Origin of the sequence: Halomonas sp. PAMB 3264 (assembly GCF_031954245.1) — a bacterium.
Classification (GTDB): domain Bacteria; phylum Pseudomonadota; class Gammaproteobacteria; order Pseudomonadales; family Halomonadaceae; genus Vreelandella.
In genome coordinates this window covers 1164977-1183956 of the sequence record NZ_CP134866.1, presented here as the reverse complement: position 1 = coordinate 1183956, position 18980 = coordinate 1164977, and the positions used below count along the sequence as shown (strand labels likewise).

General features: G+C 59.8%; 13 protein-coding genes. 8 read left to right on the top strand and 5 right to left on the bottom strand.

Annotated features, from left to right (window positions below):
• Window positions 1-119 precede the first annotated feature (119 nt).
• Both RN347_RS05375 and recC read left to right on the top strand, forming a co-directional pair.
• Window positions 120-482, top strand: a complete 363-nt coding sequence (locus tag RN347_RS05375) for a DUF5362 domain-containing protein (RefSeq protein WP_263584607.1) — start codon at window positions 120-122, stop codon at window positions 480-482.
• 29 nt (window positions 483-511) lie between these two features.
• On the top strand, window positions 512-4090 hold the full coding sequence (gene recC / locus RN347_RS05370) for an exodeoxyribonuclease V subunit gamma (RefSeq protein ID WP_311960453.1): 3579 nt from the start codon (window positions 512-514) through the stop codon (window positions 4088-4090).
• 46 nt (window positions 4091-4136) lie between these two features.
• Here recC and pncB read toward each other — a convergent pair whose 3' ends face one another.
• On the bottom strand, window positions 4137-5330 hold the full coding sequence (gene pncB, locus RN347_RS05365; RefSeq protein WP_311960452.1) for a nicotinate phosphoribosyltransferase: 1194 nt from the start codon (window positions 5328-5330) through the stop codon (window positions 4137-4139).
• 203 nt (window positions 5331-5533) lie between these two features.
• Between pncB and recB the strand changes: the two genes are divergently transcribed.
• From recB to RN347_RS05350, 3 genes are all read left to right on the top strand, one after another.
• Entirely contained in the window at window positions 5534-9190 is a 3657-nt protein-coding gene (gene recB / locus RN347_RS05360) for an exodeoxyribonuclease V subunit beta (protein ID WP_311960451.1), read from the top strand.
• On the top strand, window positions 9187-11454 hold the full coding sequence (gene recD, locus RN347_RS05355; RefSeq protein WP_311960450.1) for an exodeoxyribonuclease V subunit alpha: 2268 nt from the start codon (window positions 9187-9189) through the stop codon (window positions 11452-11454). Before recB ends, recD begins: the two co-directional genes overlap by 4 nt.
• 118 nt (window positions 11455-11572) lie before the next feature.
• A complete protein-coding gene (locus RN347_RS05350) occupies window positions 11573-12328 on the top strand; it encodes a phosphatase PAP2 family protein (protein ID WP_311960449.1) in 756 nt (251 codons plus the stop codon).
• A 98-nt stretch (window positions 12329-12426) separates the two neighbouring features.
• Here the strand turns inward: RN347_RS05350 and RN347_RS05345 are convergent, their stop codons facing one another.
• Entirely contained in the window at window positions 12427-12993 is a 567-nt protein-coding gene (locus tag RN347_RS05345) for a DUF1993 domain-containing protein (RefSeq protein ID WP_311960448.1), read from the bottom strand.
• Window positions 12994-13197: 204 nt separating this feature from the next.
• Between RN347_RS05345 and RN347_RS05340 the strand changes: the two genes are divergently transcribed.
• Window positions 13198-13404, top strand: coding sequence for a phosphatase PAP2 family protein (locus RN347_RS05340; RefSeq protein WP_311960447.1), 207 nt, complete (start codon window positions 13198-13200; stop codon window positions 13402-13404).
• A 145-nt stretch (window positions 13405-13549) separates the two neighbouring features.
• On the opposite strand, the gene RN347_RS05335 is transcribed toward RN347_RS05340, so the two are convergent.
• Window positions 13550-14287 (bottom strand): hypothetical protein, encoded by a 738-nt coding sequence (locus RN347_RS05335; protein ID WP_311960446.1) that lies wholly within the window; start codon window positions 14285-14287, stop codon window positions 13550-13552.
• A complete protein-coding gene (locus tag RN347_RS05330) occupies window positions 14284-15927 on the bottom strand; it encodes an RNA-directed DNA polymerase (RefSeq protein ID WP_311960445.1) in 1644 nt (547 codons plus the stop codon). The genes RN347_RS05335 and RN347_RS05330 overlap by 4 nt, the downstream gene beginning before the upstream one ends.
• A 574-nt stretch (window positions 15928-16501) precedes the next feature.
• Here RN347_RS05330 and RN347_RS05325 point away from each other — a divergent pair.
• A complete protein-coding gene (locus RN347_RS05325) occupies window positions 16502-16996 on the top strand; it encodes a hypothetical protein (RefSeq protein ID WP_311960444.1) in 495 nt (164 codons plus the stop codon).
• A 45-nt stretch (window positions 16997-17041) separates the two neighbouring features.
• Here the strand turns inward: RN347_RS05325 and RN347_RS05320 are convergent, their stop codons facing one another.
• Window positions 17042-17755, bottom strand: a complete 714-nt coding sequence (locus RN347_RS05320) for a haloacid dehalogenase type II (RefSeq protein WP_311960443.1) — start codon at window positions 17753-17755, stop codon at window positions 17042-17044.
• A 427-nt stretch (window positions 17756-18182) separates the two neighbouring features.
• Between RN347_RS05320 and RN347_RS05315 the strand changes: the two genes are divergently transcribed.
• Window positions 18183-18680, top strand: coding sequence for a hypothetical protein (locus RN347_RS05315; protein ID WP_311960442.1), 498 nt, complete (start codon window positions 18183-18185; stop codon window positions 18678-18680).
• The last annotated feature ends 300 nt before the right edge of the window (window positions 18681-18980 follow it).

Below are 18980 nucleotides of genomic sequence, written 5' to 3'. Positions count from 1 at the left end.
AGGGCAATTATCCGGCAAAATTCTACCCACGCCGCGAGTAAAGACAAACGTGTCGAAACTCATTAAGATCATGACCTTCCAACAACGTATTGATTTTCAAACGACACCGTGAGGTCACCATGGAGCCGCAAGAGAAAAACGAGCTGTTGAAAAGCGTCGCGGAGCCGCTTTACCGCGGTAAACTCTGGATGCAGCTGATCGGCGTCATGCTTATTCTGGGCGGGGTGTTAACGGCGATTACCGTCGTCGGTATCATCGTCGCCTGGATACCGATCTGGGCGGGCGTCGTGCTCTTCCAGGCGGCCAGTGCCAGTCAGCGCGCCTATCAAAGCGGCGACGAGCGTGAGCTGCGCTTTGCGCTTTCAAAGCTCAAGACCCACTTCACCATTTTCGGCGTGCTGGTGCTGCTCTACCTTCTGCTGTTCGTGGGCATGACCTTTCTTGGCCTGATGGGGATTGGTAACGTCACGCTCTCCTACTGACGAAACGTTCAACCTGCCGGGATGTGTCCATGTCGCGCCTTTCTACGCCCCCACTGACGCCCGGTTTCATGGTGGTACACGCCAACCGGCTCGAGGACCTGCGCGCCGTGGCCATCGAGTGGATGCGCCTGCACCCGCTGGGGCCGCTGGAAAACGAAACCATTCTGGTGCAGAGCAACGGCATCGGCCAGTGGCTCAAGCTGGCGCTCGCTGAAGATCCTGAAAACGGCGGCGCGGGCATCGCCGCCGCGCTCGACGTGACCCTGCCCGCCCGCTTTCTCTGGCAGGCCTACCGCACCGTGCTGACGCACATAAGCGGCGCGGATGATGCGGTGCCGGAAACCTCGCCGTTCGATAAGTCGCGCCTGGTGTGGCGGCTCTTGCGCCTGCTGCCCGCCCTGGTAGCAGAGCCGGTCTTCGAGCCGCTCGCCCGCTTTCTCGAGTTCGACCGCGACCAGCGCAAGCACTACCAGCTCGCCGAGCGGCTGGCGGATCTGTTCGATCAGTACCAGGTGTACCGGGCGGACTGGCTCGACGCTTGGGCTAAAGAAGACGACGTGCTCATCGGCGCCCGCGGCGAGCGCCGCGCGTTGGAAGAGCACCAGCGCTGGCAGCCCGCGCTCTGGCGCCGTCTTAGAGAGGACGTCGCCGCCACCCAGGGCTCCCGCGGGCTCGAGAGCAGCCGCGCAAGCGTCCACCAGCGCTTTCTCGAGGCCACCGAGCACCTGGAGGGCCAGGCCTGCCCGCCCAAGGTGCCAAGGCGGCTGATCATCTTCGGTATTTCGTCGCTGCCCAGCCAGACCCTCGAGGCACTGGCCGCGCTTTCGCGCTGCTGCCAGATCGTGCTCTGCGTACATAACCCCTGCCAGTACTACTGGGCGGACATCATCGAGCACAAGGACCTCTTGCGCGCCAGCCGCTACCGCCAGACCCGTAAGGCCGGTATGCCGGAGGCGCTCGACGTACTCGGCACCGGCGACATTGAGGGCGCGCTGCACCTGCATGCCCAGCCGCTGCTCGCCGCCTGGGGCAAACAGGGCCGCGACTACCTGCGCCTGATCGACGAGCACGACGACACCGGCGATTATCAGAGCCTTTTCGAGCAGCGCGCGCTGCGCATCGACATGTTCGAGCCCTTCTCGCTGGAAGGCGGCGGCACGCTCTTGAGCCAGCTTCAGGACGATATCCGCGAGCTGCGCCCGGTGCCCGAGACCCGCGAGCACTGGCCGGCCCCGATTGATACCGACGACTCGATCGTCTTTCACATCGCCCACGGCCCCCAGCGTGAGGTCGAGATTCTGCACGACCAGCTTTTGGCCGCGTTCAGCCGTGATCCGAACCTGCGCCCGCGGGACATTATCGTCATGGTACCGGACATCGACCGCTACGCGCCGCACATCGAGGCGGTGTTTGGCCAGCTCAATCAGGACGACCCGCGCTTCATCCCGCACACGCTTTCGGACCAAGCCAGCCGCCACCGGCTGCCGCTGATGATCGCGCTGGAAAAACTGCTGCGCCTGCCGGAGCTTCGCCTCTCCACCAGCGACGTGCTCGATCTGCTCGACGTGCCGGCGCTGCGCCAGCGCTTTGGGCTCGAGGAGCGCGACCTGCCCACGCTTGCGCGCTGGATGGAAGGCGCGGGCATTCGCTGGGGGCTAAACGCCCGCGCCCGAGCGCATCTGGAGCTGCCCGGCGGGCTCGCCCAAAACACCTGGGCCTTTGGGCTTCGACGGCTACTGCTTGGCTACAGCGTGGGCGAGGCTAGCGCCTGGCAGGGCATCGAGCCGTTTGACGATATCGGCGGGCTGGAGGCGCGCCTGGCCGGGCCCCTGGCCACACTTCTGGAAAAACTCGAAGCCACTTGGGAGCGCTTTTGCGAGCCGGTGGACGCCGCCACCTGGGTGGCGCGGCTGCGCGAGCTGTTGGAGACCTTCTTTCTCACCGACGACCCGGCCGAGAGCGTCATGCTGGCAAAGCTCGAAAACGGCCTGCAGCAGATGCTCGAGAGTACCCGGGAAGCCGCGCTCAATGAGGCGCTTCCGCTCTCGATGGTGCGCGAGCACTGGCTGTCACAGATCGACGAGCATAGCCTTTCCCAGCGCTTTCTGGCCGGCGCGGTCAACTTCGCCACGCTCATGCCGATGCGCGCCATTCCCTTCAAACGGGTGTGCCTTTTGGGGATGAACGACGGCGAGTATCCGCGCTCCCAGCCGCCGCTGGATTTCGACCTGATGGGCGGCGACTACCGCCCCGGCGACCGTTCACGGCGCGAGGACGACCGCTATCTGTTTCTGGAGGCGCTGCTCTCCGCCCGTGACCAGCTCTACGTGAGCTGGGTGGGCAAAAGCCAGATCGACAACGCCCCGCTCCCGCCGTCGGTGCTGGTCGGCCAACTGCGCGAACACCTGGCCGCCGGCTGGCAGCGCGACGGCGATGATCTTCTGGCGCGGCTCACCACCGAACACCCGCTGCAGCCCTTCAGCCGGCGCTACTTCGGCCAGGACGATGCGCTTTTCACCTACGCCCACGAGTGGCGCGAGGTGCACACCGCGCAGAGCGCCCGCGAATCGGCCCCGCTCACCGCGCCTGCCGAGAGCGAGCCGGCCACGCTCAATCTCGCCCAGCTGGGCAGTTTCCTGCGTGAGCCGGTGAAGAGCTTTTTCAACGCGCGACTGGGCGTCTACTTCGAGCAGGAAGCGATTGCCGAGCTCGACGCCGAACCCTTTGCGCTGGACGGCCTGCAGAACTGGCAGCTTCAGGACCGGCTGATCGCCGCCCAGCGCCGCGCGGTGGACAATAACGAGCCGCGCATCGAGGCGCTCGACGAGCAGCTGTCGCGCTTTCAGGGCCAGGGCGTGCTCGCCATCGGCGCCTTTGGCGAGCGCATGCGCGACGCGCTCGCCGAGCCGATGGAGGCGCTGTTCGAAAAGTACGAACAGATGCTGGCCGCCTGGCCGCTCCAGGCGAGCGCCGCCCAACGGGTATGGCTCGCTTTCGAGCAAGGCCCAACGCTCGAGGACTGGCTGGGCGAGGTGCGTTTGAACGAGGCCGGCGAGCGCTGCCGGGTGCTGCTGTTGAGTTCGAGCCTGGTGAAGCAGAGCAAATATCAGTGGCACCACCTGCTGCGCCACTGGGTCGCGCATCTGGCGGGCAATCTCGATGCCCCCATGACCACCGCGCTGATCTCGAAAGCCGGTAGCGTGACGCTTGAGCCGGTAGCGCAGGACACTGCGAAGGTGCACCTTGCGACCCAGCTCGACGCCTGGCAACAGGGCCAGCAAGGGCCGCTGCCGCTGGCGACTCAGGCCGGGTTCGAGTGGCTTAACAAGCTCGGCACGACCGATAGCGACCGGGACAGCCCCGCGTTTGCCGCCGCCGAAAGTGCCTATGAGGGCGGGCGCTACCAGAGGGGGGATGTCACCCAAAGCGCTTATCTCGCTCACCAGTGGTCGAGCTTCGAGCAGCTGCTCACCGCCCGCACCGCTCAGGGCGAGGGTTTTGCCGAGCTGGTCGAGCGCCTTTATGCGCCGCTGTTCAAGGCGGTCAAGGGCGACAAGAAAGGTGGCAAAAGAGCTGACAGGAAAAGCGCCGAAAAAGGCGGGCGTTAACCGCCCGCCGATTGGCGCTTTAAAGTACGAGCCGCGCCTGGCTCGATCAGGGGCAGGTTTCCGGCGAGGCGTGGCTTAACGACAGGATGCGTTTGGCCAGGGCGATCATGTCCGGATCGCCGGTGTGCTTGTCCGGCACGTCCGAGAGCTTGATGACCGGCAGCCACCCCTGGCCTTCCGGGCGCGCCTTGACCATCTTGATCACCATGTTCATCGGCTCCACACCCACATCGTTGGTGAAGTTGGTACCGATGCCAAAAGCGGTACCGATGCGTCCCTGGCAGAACGCCTGGATACGCTCGACCCGCTCCGGCGTCAGCGCATCGGAAAAGATGATCGTTTTGGTTTGCGGGTTCACGCCCAAGCGCTTGTAGTGCTCGATGGTCGCCTTGGCGAACTCCACCGGGTCGCCGCTATCGTGGCGCACGCCGTCGAAGAGCTTGGCGAACTTCTTGTCGAAGCTTTCGAAAAACGCCTTGGTGGTGAAGGTATCGGTCAGCGCGATGCCGAGATCGCCGCGATACACGTCCACCCAGTGCTCGAGCGCCAGGCTGTTGGCCATTTTGAAGCCAAAGCGCGCGCCGTGGAACATGAACCACTCGTGGGCGTGGGTGCCGATCGGCTTCACCCCGTGGCGCATGGCCAAAAGCACGTTGCTGGTACCGGTGAAGGTGTCGCCGCCGTAGTGGCGAAGCGCGCCCACGACCCGGTCGTGCACCGCAAACGAAAAGCGCCGCCGCGTGCCGAACTCGGCGATCTTGAGGCCCAGATCGCGGTAGTGTTCGATCTTCTCGCGGGTGCGCTCTTCTATCAGCTCCGCCGTGTTGTCCGGGGCGTGTTCGTCGCGCAGCACGTACCAGAGCTCGCTGATCAGCGCCATCAGCGGCACTTCCCACAGGATGGTGCGGTACCAGGGGCCTTCGATGACCACCGACACTTCGCTTCCCTGCTGCTCGACGATCACCTCGGAGGGGTCGTAGCGAAACCCGGCGAGAAAATCGAGGTAGGTCGGGTCGAGGTACGGGCAGGTGGTTTCCAGATAACGCTTCTCGTCCTCGCTGAGCGCAAGCGATGCCATCTTGTCCACTTCCCGGCGAAGCGCGGCGCCAAACCCGTCAGGAAAGCGATGCTCGCCCCGGTTGATGAAGGCGTAGTGCGCGTGGGCGTAGGGAAAGCGCTTGATCACGGCGTTTTGCATCGTGATCTTGTAAAAATCGTTATCGAGAAGCGATGTCAGCATGGTGTCTCATCGTCAGCATAAACTTAAAGCCACGACAGCGTATGACGGCTATCCTGGCGTGGCTGGCCGACAAGATTAGCAGGTGACGGGCCTGACTCACAGCCCGGGCAAACGCCGCCCGCCTTTTGATCCCCTCAAACCATCGCGATATAGTGCCAAACCTGCGCCTCCGGGCGCCTTTTCCTGCCGCACCCGGAGACCTCATGAGCCAACCCGCCCCCCTCGACCCACTGGGCCTGCCGCTACACGGCAGCCGCTTGATCGAGGCCAGTGCCGGCACCGGCAAGACCTTCACGATCGCGCTTTTGTACGTGCGCCTGGTGCTGGGCGGTCATTCTCAAGAGGACGACACCGCCTACCCGCGCCCGCTCACCCCGCCGGAAATTCTGGTGGTGACGTTCACCAATGCCGCCACCCAGGAACTTCGCGAGCGTATTCGCGCGCGGCTGGTGGAAGCCGCGGCGGTGTTTCGCGGCGCCCAAAATGACGACCTGCTGTGTGAACTTCGCGCCCAGTACGATGAAGGCGCCTGGCCCGCCTGCGCCCGCCGGCTGGAGTTGGCCGCCGAGTGGATGGACGAGGCGGCGGTATCCACCATTCACAGCTGGTGCTACCGGATGCTGCGCGAGCACGCCTTCGATAGCGGCAGCCTCTTCTCGCTGAACCTAGAAAACGACCAGCGCGAGCTCGAGCAGGAGGTGGTGCGCGACTACTGGCGCACCTTCTACTACCCGCTGGATATCGAGGCGCTTGCCCACATCACCCGCTACTGGAAAGCGCCGAAAGAATTACATGAGACGCTCTCACGGCTGTTAGCGGAGTGCGAGGCGCTTGGCGAGCCGCGCCCAACCCCACAAACGACCCTGGCCGCGGTGGAGGCGCAAAAGCATGAGGCGCTGGCGGCGCTGAAAGCCCCCTGGCCCCAATGGCTCGACGAGCTGGTGCCGGCACTGGAAAACGCGGCGAAGGCCAAGGCGTTCAAGGGCCAGAGTTTCAACGCCAAAAGCCGCGCCAACTGGCTGGGGGCGCTCAAGGAGTGGGCCCAAAGCGATCGGGAGCGCCCGGCGCTGACCGACTCGGCCTGGAAGCGCCTGACGCCGGAAGGCATGGCGGAGATCTGGATAGAGGGCGAGCCGCCCTGCCCCGAGGCCTGGCAGGCACTGGCCGCGCTCAAGCCCGCGCTCGATAGATTGCCAGAGCCCTACAGTGATCTGCTGATTCACGCCGTGCAGTGGTGCAAGGTGCGCCTGGAGCGCGAGCAGCAGCGCCGCGCCGAAATGGGCCCGACTGAGCTTTTGACCCATCTGGACCGAGCGCTCAAGGGCCCCAACCGCGAGGCGCTGGCGGCTCAGATCCGCCGCCAGTTTCCGGTCGCGCTGATCGACGAGTTCCAGGACACCGACCCGGTGCAGTACCGCATTTTCGATGCGGTCTACCAGGTAGCCACTCAACGCCGCGACAGCGCGATTCTGCTGATCGGCGACCCCAAGCAGGCGATCTACGCCTTTCGCGGCGCGGATATCTTCACCTACCTGCAGGCCCGCCAGGATACCGACGGCCGCCACGTCACGCTTTCGACCAACTTTCGCTCCACCCGCGCCATGGTCGAGGCGGTCAACCACTGCTTTCGCTACGCCGACGCGCATCCGCGCGGCGCATTTTTGTTTCGCGACGAGCACGGCGACAACCCGCTGCCGTTTCTGCCGGTGGAGGCCCGCGGGCGCAACGAGCAGCTGGTACACGAAGGCGCCCCGCTTGCCGCAATGACGCTCTGGCCGCTTTCAAGCGACGAGCCGCTCTCGAAAACCGCCTACCAGACCGAGATGGCCGAGCGCTGCGCCTCTCACATGGCCGCACTTCTGGAGGCGGGCCGCCGGGGGCAAAGCGGCTTTCAAAGCGAGCAGGGCCTGACACCGCTGAAGCCTTCCGACATGGCGGTGCTGGTCAACGGCCTGAGCGAGGCCCGCGCAATCCGCCTGGCGCTTTCAAGCCGCGGAGTAAAAAGCGTGTACCTGTCGGATCACGACAAGGTGTTCGCCTCGCCCATGGCCGCCCAGGTGGAGCGGTGGCTTCGCGCCTGCGCCGAGCCGCTGGCAAGCTCGCGCCAGGCCGAGGCGCACCTGAGAGCGGCACTGGCCACACCCGCGCTGGGGCTAAGCCTCGCCGAGCTCGACCACCTGCAGCAAAACGAGCTGGCCTGGGAGGCGCGGGTGGTGCAGTTCGGTCACTACCACCGCCTGTGGCAGCGCCAGGGAGTACTTCCGCTGGTGCGCCGGCTGATGGCGGACTTCGAGATTCCCGCTCGTCTTCTGGCCGAGTTCGAAGACGGTGAGCGCTTACTCACCGATCTTCTGCACCTGGGCGAGCTTCTACAGCAGGCAAGCCAAGAGCTCGACGGCGAGCACGCCCTGATCCGCTTTCTGATGGAAGCCATTGCCGACCCAAACAGCCAGAACGACAGCCACAAGCTGCGCCTGGAGAGCGACGCCGACCTGGTCAAGGTGGTCACCATTCACAAGTCCAAGGGCCTCGAGTACCCGCTGGTGTTTCTGCCCTTCATCCAGAACCACCGCCCAGTGAAGGCGGACGATCTGCCGCTTCGCTGGCACGACGGTGACGGCCAGCTGCGCCTTAGCCTGAACGCCGACGAGGAAATACTCGCGATTGCCGAGCGTGAACGCCTGGGTGAGGATTTGCGCAAGCTGTACGTGGCGCTGACCCGCGCCCGCCACGCGACCTGGCTGGGCCTGGCCCCGCTGAAGGAGGGCGAGGCGAGCGCCGTGGGGTATCTGTTGAACGCGGGCCAGCCCATCGCCCCCGCCGCGCTCGCCACGGCGCTGGAGGCGCTTGCGAAAGGCAGCGACATCCACGTGGCCGAGCCGCCGGCGCCCACCGCGCTGCGGCTGGCCCCGGCGCTTGATAGCGAGACGCTGGGCCACGCCCGCGTGCCAACGCGGCCGGCCCGCGAGCACTGGTGGATCGCCAGCTATTCGGCGCTGCGCCTTTCCGGCACGCTCACCGCACCTTCGAGCGCGCCGCTGGAGCCCACTACCGCCCAGGAAGCGACCGCGTTCGAGGTGCTTAATGAGCCCCAGGACCTGGCCGAGCCCCAGGCGTTTCACCTGCACAAGTTCCCCCGCGGGCCGGGGCCGGGCACCTTTCTGCACGGCCTGCTCGAGTGGGCGGGCCGCACCGGCTTTCAGGCCGCACTCGATGATGACGAGGCCTTCGAGGACATGCTCTGGCGCCGGGTGCAGCTTCGCGGCTGGCAGGTGTGGCAGGCGCCGCTTTCCGGCTGGCTAAAGGCGCTTTTAGCCACGCCCCTGCCGCTTGGTGGGGCGCAAAGCGTGGCGCTGACCGAGCTCAGTGATTACCAGGTGGAGCTCGAGTTCTGGCTGGCCGCGAAAGCGGTGGATACCCGCCGGATCGATGCGCTGGTGAGCGAGCACTTTTTGGCCGGCCACGCCCGCCCGGCGCTGGACCGCGACACGCTCAACGGCATGCTCAAGGGCTTCATCGACCTGGCCTTCGAGCACGACGGCCGCTTTTACGTGCTCGACTGGAAATCCAACTACCTGGGCCCGACGGATGCCGCCTACGAGCAGGAAGCGCTGCGCCAGGCGCTGCTGGAGAAACGCTACGACCTGCAGGCCGCGCTCTACCTGCTCGCCCTGCACCGGCTTTTGAAAGCGCGCCTGAGTGACTACGACCCGCACCGCCACTTGGGCGGCTCGCTCACCGTGTTCCTGCGCGGCAGTTCGAGCCAGGGCCGGGGCGTGTACGCCGAGCCCGCGCCCATCGCGCTGATCGAGGCGCTGGACGCCCTGTTCACCGGCGCCCAGCAGGAGGCCACCGTATGAGCCGTAAGGACACGCAGACCTTCGATCTTTTCGATGCGCCGGATGAGCCTGCCACGCAAGAGCCAAGCGCCCCAGCCGCACCGCACGCCGCGCTTTTTGACCCTCAGGCGCTGCTCGATCTGCTCGAGCGCTGGGTGGCGCGGGGCTGGCTGCGCGACCTGGACCGGGCGCTGGCGCGCTTTCTGCTGACGGAAGCCCCGGACGCCCCGGCGCTGTTGCTGCTGGCGGCGGCGCTTGCCAGCCACCAGCTCGGCCGCGGGCACGTGTGCCTGGAGTTGGCCGCCACGCTGGACGCGCCGGATTTCGCGCTGTCGCTACCGCCGGAAGGCGACGACCTGATCGAGCCGCCGCTGCTGCCAAGCGCGCTGCTCGAAACGCTAACGCTTGACCAGTGGCAGGCCGCGCTCGATCACCCGCTGCTGGTAAGCGCTGGCCCCGGCAACACCCCACTGGTCGCCAGCGCCACGCGCCTGTATCTGCGCCGTTTTTGGCAGTACGAGCAGACCCTGCACGCGGAAATCGCCACCCGCCTCACCGCAAACGAAGATGTATTCGAGCAGGCTAATACGGGTAGGAGCCCAGTTCACTGGGCGATGGATGACGCCAGTCATCCCGATCACGCCACAACAACTAACCTTCTTTCCCGGGCCCTAAACACCCTCTTCACTAATACCCAAACCCTGGACTGGCAAAAAACCGCCTGTGCGCTGGCCGCTCGCCGCCGCTTCGCCGTCATCACCGGCGGCCCCGGCACCGGCAAGACCACCACCGTGGTGCGCCTGCTCGCGCTGCTGCAAACCCTGCGGCTCTCCCACGCCCCGGCGGAGCCGCTGCGTATCCGCCTGGCCGCCCCCACCGGCAAGGCCGCCGCGCGGCTCAATGAGTCCATCGCCGGCCAGGTCAGCGGGTTGCCCACCGCTGCGCTCGAGGCGCTGCTGGGCGAGCACTTTGATGGCGCGCTAGACGGCGCCATCCCCACCGAGGTCACCACCCTTCACCGGCTACTGGGTGCGCGCCCCGACACCCGCCACTTCCGCCACGGCCCGCACAACCCGCTCGCACTCGACGTGCTGGTGATCGACGAAGCCTCGATGGTGGATATCGAAATGATGACCGCCGTGCTCAGCGCCCTGCCCGCAAACGCCCAGCTGGTGCTGCTGGGCGACAAGGACCAGCTCGCCTCGGTCGAGGCCGGCGCGGTGCTCGGCGATTTGTGCCGCCGCGCCGAGGCCGCCCACTACACCAGGGCGACCGCCGCCTGGCTCGAAGCCGCCACCGGCCAGCCGATACCGGAGGCGTTCATCGACGAGCAGGGCCAGCCGCTGGATCAGACGATCACCATGCTGCGGGTCAGCCACCGCTTTAATGAGCAAAGCGGCATCGGCCAGCTCGCCCAGGCGATCAACCAGCCCGGCGACGCCATGAGCGAGCGCGACAAACAGCAGGCGGTGAACCAGCTACTGCGCCAGGGCTACCCGGATGTACAGCACCGCGTGCTGGGCGGCGCAAGCGGCCAGGGCGATGCCGCGCTGGACGCGCTGGTAATCGACGGAAGCCCCAAGGGCTTTGCGCAAAATGGCGAAGGCCGTATAGATCACAAGGACAACCCCGTGGCCCCGCCCACCGGCTACCGCCACTATTTGAGCGTGCTCAAGGCCCAGCGCCCCGAAGGCGCCTCCTTCGAGGCGGACCCGGGCGCATTCGACGCCTGGGCCGGCCAGGTGCTGACCGCTTACGGGCGCTTTCAGCTTCTGTGCGCGCTGCGCAAGGGCCCCTGGGGCGTGGAAGGGTTGAATCCGCGCATCGCTCATACCCTTCGCCGCGACGGATGGCTGAGTGCCAACGACGTGACGCTGGAAAAAGGCTGGTACGAGGGCCGCCCGGTGCTGGTCACCCAGAATGACTATGCGCTAAAACTGATGAACGGCGACATCGGCATCACGCTGGCCGTGCCCGACCCGCGCGCGCCCGGCCAGTCGCTTTTGCGCGTCGCGTTCCCGACGAGCGACCCGGCCCACCCCATCCGCTGGGTGCTGCCCTCGCGCCTGCACTCGGTGGAAACCGTGTTCGCGATGACCGTGCATAAATCCCAGGGCTCGGAGTTTGTCCACACGGCACTCCTGCTGCCCGCCACGATCAACCCGATTCTAACGCGCGAACTCGTCTATACCGGCATCACCCGCGCCCGCGAGTGGCTGACCGTGGTGGAAGCCAAGCGCGGAATCTTGAATGAGGCGGTGGTGCGGGAAGTCATGCGGGCTTGATCCGTATAGCGGGCAAGGTTAAAACACTCACGGTCGAGCGCACGGGAACGGCGCCTGGCCATTAAAAAACCCGCTTTAATCGAGGCGGTACAACGCTATCAACGCAAGGGATTTGCCAATGAAGTATCAAAAACGGATGGGCCACATGGGGCGTCAGGCTTTTTCCCTGCTGTCGCGGCTGGGCCGCCACGAACTCGCCCTGCTGCTATGCCTGGCGATCATTTCCGGCGGCATTTGGGGCTTCGTCGCGCTGGCCGGTGAAGTCATCGAGGGCGACACCCAGAGCTTCGACGAGCGCCTGCTGCTCGCCCTTCGCAACCCCGCCGACCTGAACGACCCGATCGGCCCGGGCTGGGTCGAGGAGATGGGCCGGGACTTCACCGCCCTCGGCGGCGTGGGCGTACTGGTAATGCTCACGCTGGGGGCGCTGGGGTATCTGCTGCTGGCCAGGCACTTTCGCGCCGCACTCTTCGCGCTGGTGGCGGTGCCCGGCGGCATCCTGCTCAGCACCGTGATGAAGCTGGGTTTTGATCGCCCCCGCCCGGACCTCGTGCCCCACGAAGCCATGGTCTACACCGCAAGCTTTCCCAGCGGCCACTCCATGATGTCCGCCGTGACGTATCTCACGCTGGCCGCCCTCCTCATCCGCATTCAGCCCGCGCTGCGCCTGAAGGCGTACCTGCTGATACTGGCGATACTGCTGACCCTGCTTGTTGGCGTGAGCCGCGTCTACCTGGGCGTTCACTGGCCGACCGACGTGCTCGCCGGCTGGACCGCCGGTGCGAGCTGGGCCGCGATCTGCTGGGGCGTGATGCACTGGATGCAGGGGCGTGGGCAGATCGAGGAGGAAGCGCGCGAGGCGAGCAGCGACTAGCCCGACCTTGATGCGGGAACGGGTGTAGACCGACATCACCCGCGCCCACGAACGGCTGCCCCTCAAGAAGCCAAGGGCTACGCCGCCAAACCAGCCGCTTAGCCTTTGGGCAGCGTTTCAGGGCGAATATAGGGAAACAGGTGCGCGACATAATCGGCCTTCCCAAGCTCGACTTTCTCGCTGCGCAAGATGGAATAGGCGGTCATGATGTGGAAGTAGAACTGCCCCAGCGTCCAATCGCGAGCGTACTGCTCGGCGGTTAAATCGAGAATCATACCGTTGGGCAGCTCGTGCACTAACGGCTTATCCGCCTGAGCATCCAGCGCATCAAAAGCCAGGCCGCTGAGCAAGGCGAGGGTTTCCTCAATACGCGCCTGCGCCTCTGCAAACGTTCCCGGGTTCTCGCCGGCATTTCGTCCCTCGTCGAGCATTTCCTTGATAGAAGCCGGTAGCGCCTCACCCTGCAGCCGGTAGACGGCCTCTTGCGCCTGCACGCAAGCAAACCGCACCTGGGTCGACAGCGGGAACATATCCGGCGCAAGCCGCGCGGAAAGCAGCGCTTGTGCCTCGTCATCCGGCAGCTGGCTTTGAGCCTTCTTTAGCCAGTTGGAAAGCGCGCCCAACATTTGGGTGTAAGTGGGTACCAGCAGCTGCGTTAGTGACATGGATACTCTTCCTTTGAATCGGTAATCGACGAATGGTCGCAATGGCGAGGGTTCTTTATAAACGTGAGTGATTACGAATAATAGCCATCAAGCCGTTTGTACCGCGATGAAGTTGGGTTTTGACCGTCCCCACCCGGATCTCGCTCCGCATGAAGCCATGATCTACACCGCGAGCTTTCCAGCGGCCACACCATGATGTCGGCCGTGACGTATCTCACGCTGGCCGCACTCCTCATCCGCATTCAGCCCGCGCTGCGCCTAAAAGCGTACCTGCTGATACTGGCGATACTGCTGACCCTGCTCGTAGGCGCAAGCCGCGTTTATCTCGGCGTCCACTGGCCGACCGACGTGCTCGCCGGCTGGACCGCCGGGGCGAGCTGGGCCGCGATTTGCTGGGGCGTGATGCACTGAACGCAGGGGCGTGGTCAGATTGAGAAGGGAGAGAGGGAGGCGGGCGAGGGATAAACCCGCTTTTGCGAATACAGGGCAACGCAATGTGTGTTGCCCTGTATTTGGAAGCATGAATATTTAAAGTGTATTGTTTAAAAGAAGTAAATCAGGTATCGGGCAACTCAATAAAATTATTTTCAGTAACAAAAAGAAGAATTTGATGATATAAATCTGAAGGCTGAAGTGCACTTATATCGTCGCAAACTCGCTCTACATTTTCTTTAAATTTCGTTCCCATCCTTGGATTATATAGCTCGACATTTCTTATTACATAAGGCGACCTGCTATAATGATTCAGGCAAAGATAAACTAGTAACTGTCTTATATCGTTTACACTAAAATTCCTAAATCCAGCTTTCACCTCAATCAAAGAGTCGGCAAAAATAATATCACCTTCAGCATTATTCAAGAACCCCAATCCTTCGAACCTTGGTGCAAAAGTTATATTAGCCGCTCCTGCTGGAAAATATTCAATCATATTATTAGCAATCGACAAAATATCAATAATTTCGTCTTTTAAGAGAGGAAGTTTCATGGAACCCCCATGACTAAATATTTTTAACCTACTCTCGCAATCTTTTACTAGCTTATCAAAAAAAACACTTGAAAATATCGAACTGGATCTAACATCCTTTTTAGACAACTCTCCAACCTTTACTAACCTAAATATTTCATATGCAATTGTATTGCACAATGCGACATTTTCGTTTCTCACTGGTTTTTCTGGTGCATAAAGTGATTCCACCATCGCTTCATTAACTAATCGTATATAATTATTAGCATTTGGAAGTAACTGAGTCCAAAAAGAAGTGAATTTTTTTGAGAAAGTAGTTTCGGAAATCATAAAGCCGCCTCCAAGTCTTTCTTACCCACTCGCTCAGACGCCCAATCTCGATAAAGACGTTCTATTGAATTGAAATTTCTCTTATTATGTTCTCTCCAGTGCTTACCTTCATCACCCAAAAAGTATGATGCCAATATAAATGTTCGTCTTTGACGCGCATCCATCGTAGCAAATGTTTTCTTTATATCAGAAAGCCAATAATGTACTTTCCACTTAGCCATCACTTGAGTGACCAACTGGCGTATGAGAACGCTATCAGAGTATTCACTATAAAAAATAAGAAGAATCTCCTCATTTTCAGCAGAGTGCTCTTGAGCAAGTAACTTTATAAGGTAAGCAACATTAATATCTGTCTTTAAAATGAAAGACTTCTCACTAACAAGCCCTCTAACTACTGACCGCACCTCTGATTTAGTATGTTCACTCAATCGATTCCAGTTAGTTATAGCAACCTGCATTATAGTCGTGTATATGGGATAAAGATCGTTAAAGTTATTAGATATCACTTGAAAAGCACTTGAAAGTTTTTTGTCGTCTGTAACCGCGAAGGCTTTGATCAACTGTCGACTAAAAGTTTGATTTATCTTCGATTTTTGAAGCTCTGAGGTTAACATCCCCAGAAGATCAAAACCAGATAATGATTTTTTTATACCTTCATATTGCTCATTAGCATTTGGAGAATATGGATCATATCTGATCGGAAGGCTCATAAATTTAGCTTTCATTGGTGATTTTTCGTCTTCGTCAACACCTTTTAGCTTAGCTTTTGTAATATTAACAAACTCATCTTTAGACATTATATTTGTTTTGTGCTTCTGGAGCGTAAGCCCTTCATTCTCCATTAACTTACGACTTAAAAAAGCGAGAGCTGAATGTGCATCTTCTTTCGATTTACAGAAAATCACATAATCATCAACATATCGCTTGAACTCAATTCTATGAAGTTTCATTATTCTATCGACCGAGTCAAGAATTAATTCTGATAAAATCCGGGAAGCCGCACCTCCGACGGGAAGACCATAAGAGTTTGTGCCAGAAAAATACTGAACCAATGCTTTTATCTTAGAAGATACATTTTTTCCTGAGTCCAGTCTGTCCAAGGCATTCTCAAGACGATGATGGTAAATACGGGTATAAAAATCCGCGATATCACAAACAACAACATGTGATACTGCATCGTTTTCTTCGCAAAGCTCTAGACTATCAAACTGAAACTTTCTCCAATTTACTTCTTCTGAATAAAGAGAAAACTTATCGACATCTAGGGATATACGATAAGAATAAACGTATTTTGAAGGAAGTCTTTGATCTTCAATCTTTTTAGCTAAACTTATAACTAAACCTAGAAAATAAACATTCCAGATAGGATCAATTTGTGTTGCCCACCTAAAGCCGTAATAGCCAACCGTAGAGCAACAATCAACATTTAATGGAGGAAATGAGTTTAATGAGTCGGCAAAATTAGAGTTTACTTCCTTGAATAGTTCCAATATTTTGCTTTCACAGTCATCAAGCATTCTTGTTTCTAAGGGAAACGGAAAGATATCCGTATCCCCAAAGTTTATAATATTTCTAATGGCAAATCGAATAGAAGAATCTAAATCGCCTTTTTCAAGTTTATCTTTATTAATTCTGCTCATAAAAACCTACCCTTTTTTATCAAGAATCTTAACGAAACCAACTTTCTAAAGCTTGTTATCTTAAAACCTAAAATCATTGACCAAAGCAAATAAACTCTTTTTTTAAACTAAAGCACATCTATATGACGCCTTAATAAATTCGATAGTAAAATAAGATTATGGCCGCTTTGGGCCGAAATACGATTTTCTCAAAGCGTTATTCTCACTAATACTTCAACACTATCAGTTAACTTAGGTTAGTCCTAGCACAGCGGCCTAGCCTTTAGTCGACAGCAAGCGCTCAAAGGACCGAGTGAAGTCCTGCTGCAGTGTGATCGCTTACCTCAGGCGCTACTCCTCTGAGCTGTGCCTACTGGTTGATGGCGAAGGAAAAATAGGTGAGCCGAAATCCGCAGCTTCCTCACACGGCGTTAGCTCGGCTGCCTTCGCGCCATTGAATATATTAGCCCCATCTATATTATATTCTGGTTTCAAACGGTCGCGATATTTCGAGCCGTTTTACTGCCGGTGCGTTGAGTACGCTGAGCCAACCGCCTCGACCCACCGTCAAAGCCATTTCAAAGGAAACCATACAATGAAACCCATCGTGATAGTGACGGGCCTGCTGGCGTGCTTTACCACTGCCGCCTTTGCGCAGGATCACATGGATAGCGGCCTGGCTTACTTTCAGGACTACTGCTTGAAACCGGGCGGGAAGCTGGAAAAATCGATAGGCCTGTTTTCCAATTCCGACACGTTTGGCAACGAACGCAGCATGGGGTCAGACTTCACCTATGTCAGCTACACCGGGCCAGACGGCATCAACGCCTCGGTGCTGATCGGCGCCTCATTTACGGACGATAAATGCACCATCATCATGACCGGTGTGGACGAGCCGATGGCGCAGAGCGAAGCGCTGGCGGCCACCCTGACGGAGACCGCCGGTGCCGAGTTCATGGAGTGGGAGGCGTTCGAGGATTATGGCAACGGCGGCTTTGGCTATCGCGATGCCCAAGGGGATGTGGTCGTCGCGCCCGTGACCACCGGTATTTCGGATGACATCGTGCATCTGAGCTTCTATCCGAATTGATGGCGTTGCCCGGTGCGATTTAAGCTCTGATAAGAAGTAACCCGTTCAAATCGAACTGGGCATTTGTTGCCTTAGCTGCTCACCCAGCGCAATGAAATTCTCCGCCACGAAATCCCACGCTTTCTCAGCTTCCAAATCCTTGCTCTGCTGCGGACCATACTCCGTGGGCCGGGGGATGAACGCCGTTTTCAAGCCCAACGCCCTCGCCGCTCGTAAATCCGCATTATGCGCCGCGCATAGCATCACCTCATCCGGCGGAAGATTCAGCAGACGGCTCGCGCCGAGATAAACCTCCGCGTCCGGCTTGTAGTGCTCGAAGAGCTCGGCGCAGAAGATCATGTCCCAAGGCAGTTCGGCGTGGCGGGCCACGTCGACCATCAGCGAGACGTTGCCGTTGGTCAGTGTGGCGATGATGTAATTCTCTTTCAGACGCGCAAGGCCTGACTGCACGTCCGGCCAGGGCGTAAGGCGGTGCCAGAAGCGGTTGATGCGCTCGATCGTCGAAGCATCCAGTTCAATGCCGTGTTGATCGAGCAGTTCGACCAGGCTTTCGCGATGCAGGTCATCGAGGTTCGTCCAAGGGCATTCGCCCTTGCGGACCCGGTCCATCGAAGGCACGTAGCGCCCGCGCCACTGGTCGGTCAGCGTCTCTTTTGGCAATTCGATGCCCAGCTCCTGCTCCAGCTTGCCGAACTGCTGGATCAGGCTGGTGCGCCAGTCGACCACGGTACCGAATACGTCGAACAGGATCGCTTTCATTCATGTCTCCTTTTTGGCCTGTTGTTATTTTGAGTCTTGTCAGTATGGGGCTGAATTGCGCCCATCGATGACACGATCAGGCTGGTTGAAATGAAAGATAGCGTGGCGCTGGGCCTTTCGCTTATTGCGCCTCGGTGGCCTATCGTCGCGAGCCGAAGCTCTCACCCATAGAGCATGGTGTGCCTGCGGCTCCTTGAGAGTGTCCTCCAGCTTTTGCGTAGATGCTCATTTCATCGCGCAGCTTTACGCCCACCCGTTAGTTGCCGATAGCCCCATATTGCTGCAGTGCCGGTTGCGCACGCCGTTGAATACATTAGAGTCATCTATATTATTTTCTGGCATCCAGGGTCGCGACGATCAGGTGGTCGTGCAGCCGGCACATCAAGCGCTTCGGGCAGACGTTGGAAGCACTCAAGGGAGAGTCACAGTGAAACAGATTTTGATAGCGGCGGGCCTGTTGGCATGCGCGACCTCAACGGTTTACGCGCAAGAGCGCACGGATTCCGCGCTTGCCTATTTTCAGGACTACTGCCTTGAAGCGGGTGGGGATATGCAAAAGTCGATCGCCCTGCTGTCCGCATCCGAGCACTTTGATGCTCCGTTCGACCAAAGCTCAGGCAATTACACCGCGCTGCTGTTCATGGGATTGGACGGTACCCTTGCCACCGTCACCATCGGGGGCGAGGTGGGGTACGATCGCTGCATTATCACGGCAAGCGGCGTGGCCGACCCGATGGCGCAGAGCGAAACCTGGGCGGGTATTTTGGCCGATGAGCAGGGCGCCGACTTCACGCAGTTAGCGCCCTTCGATATGTATGGCAACGGCGGCTTTGGCTATCGCGATGCCCAAGGGGATGTGGTCGTCGCGCCCGTGACCACCGGTATTTCGGATGACATTGTGCATCTTAGTTTCTACCCGAAATGATGGGGTTGCTCAATACTCAATACATGTCATCGAAAACCGTTTCAGACCGTACTGCCAGTCAGTCAAGCCTGGCCAGCGGTTATGGATAGAGGATTTCGCTCGCGGCTGGTCGTCAGCCAAGGCGCCTGAGGGCGCCCTTCGCCCGCTGAAGCGGGCTACTACAATAAATCCGGCGGCCATGTAGTAGGTACAGACTCATACCGGTGACCGCGTAGGAGTTGAGCACCCAGCTCACGAATCCCTTGAAGAAAAGCGCAGTGTTCAAGTCGCGTTACTTCAAGCCCTTCTGCTATCGAAACA

What these genes read in the sequence shown, in the direction of transcription:
- RN347_RS05375 (WP_263584607.1), top strand. Translation starts at nt 120, where the DNA reads ATGGAGCCGCAAGAGAAAAACGAGCTGTTGAAAAGCGTCGCGGAGCCG.
- recC (WP_311960453.1), top strand. Translation starts at nt 512, where the DNA reads ATGTCGCGCCTTTCTACGCCCCCACTGACGCCCGGTTTCATGGTGGTA.
- pncB (WP_311960452.1), bottom strand. Translation starts at nt 5,330, where the DNA reads ATGCTGACATCGCTTCTCGATAACGATTTTTACAAGATCACGATGCAA.
- recB (WP_311960451.1), top strand. Translation starts at nt 5,534, where the DNA reads ATGAGCCAACCCGCCCCCCTCGACCCACTGGGCCTGCCGCTACACGGC.
- recD (WP_311960450.1), top strand. Translation starts at nt 9,187, where the DNA reads ATGAGCCGTAAGGACACGCAGACCTTCGATCTTTTCGATGCGCCGGAT.
- RN347_RS05350 (WP_311960449.1), top strand. Translation starts at nt 11,573, where the DNA reads ATGAAGTATCAAAAACGGATGGGCCACATGGGGCGTCAGGCTTTTTCC.
- RN347_RS05345 (WP_311960448.1), bottom strand. Translation starts at nt 12,993, where the DNA reads ATGTCACTAACGCAGCTGCTGGTACCCACTTACACCCAAATGTTGGGC.
- RN347_RS05335 (WP_311960446.1), bottom strand. Translation starts at nt 14,287, where the DNA reads ATGATTTCCGAAACTACTTTCTCAAAAAAATTCACTTCTTTTTGGACT.
- RN347_RS05330 (WP_311960445.1), bottom strand. Translation starts at nt 15,927, where the DNA reads ATGAGCAGAATTAATAAAGATAAACTTGAAAAAGGCGATTTAGATTCT.
- RN347_RS05325 (WP_311960444.1), top strand. Translation starts at nt 16,502, where the DNA reads ATGAAACCCATCGTGATAGTGACGGGCCTGCTGGCGTGCTTTACCACT.
- RN347_RS05320 (WP_311960443.1), bottom strand. Translation starts at nt 17,755, where the DNA reads ATGAAAGCGATCCTGTTCGACGTATTCGGTACCGTGGTCGACTGGCGC.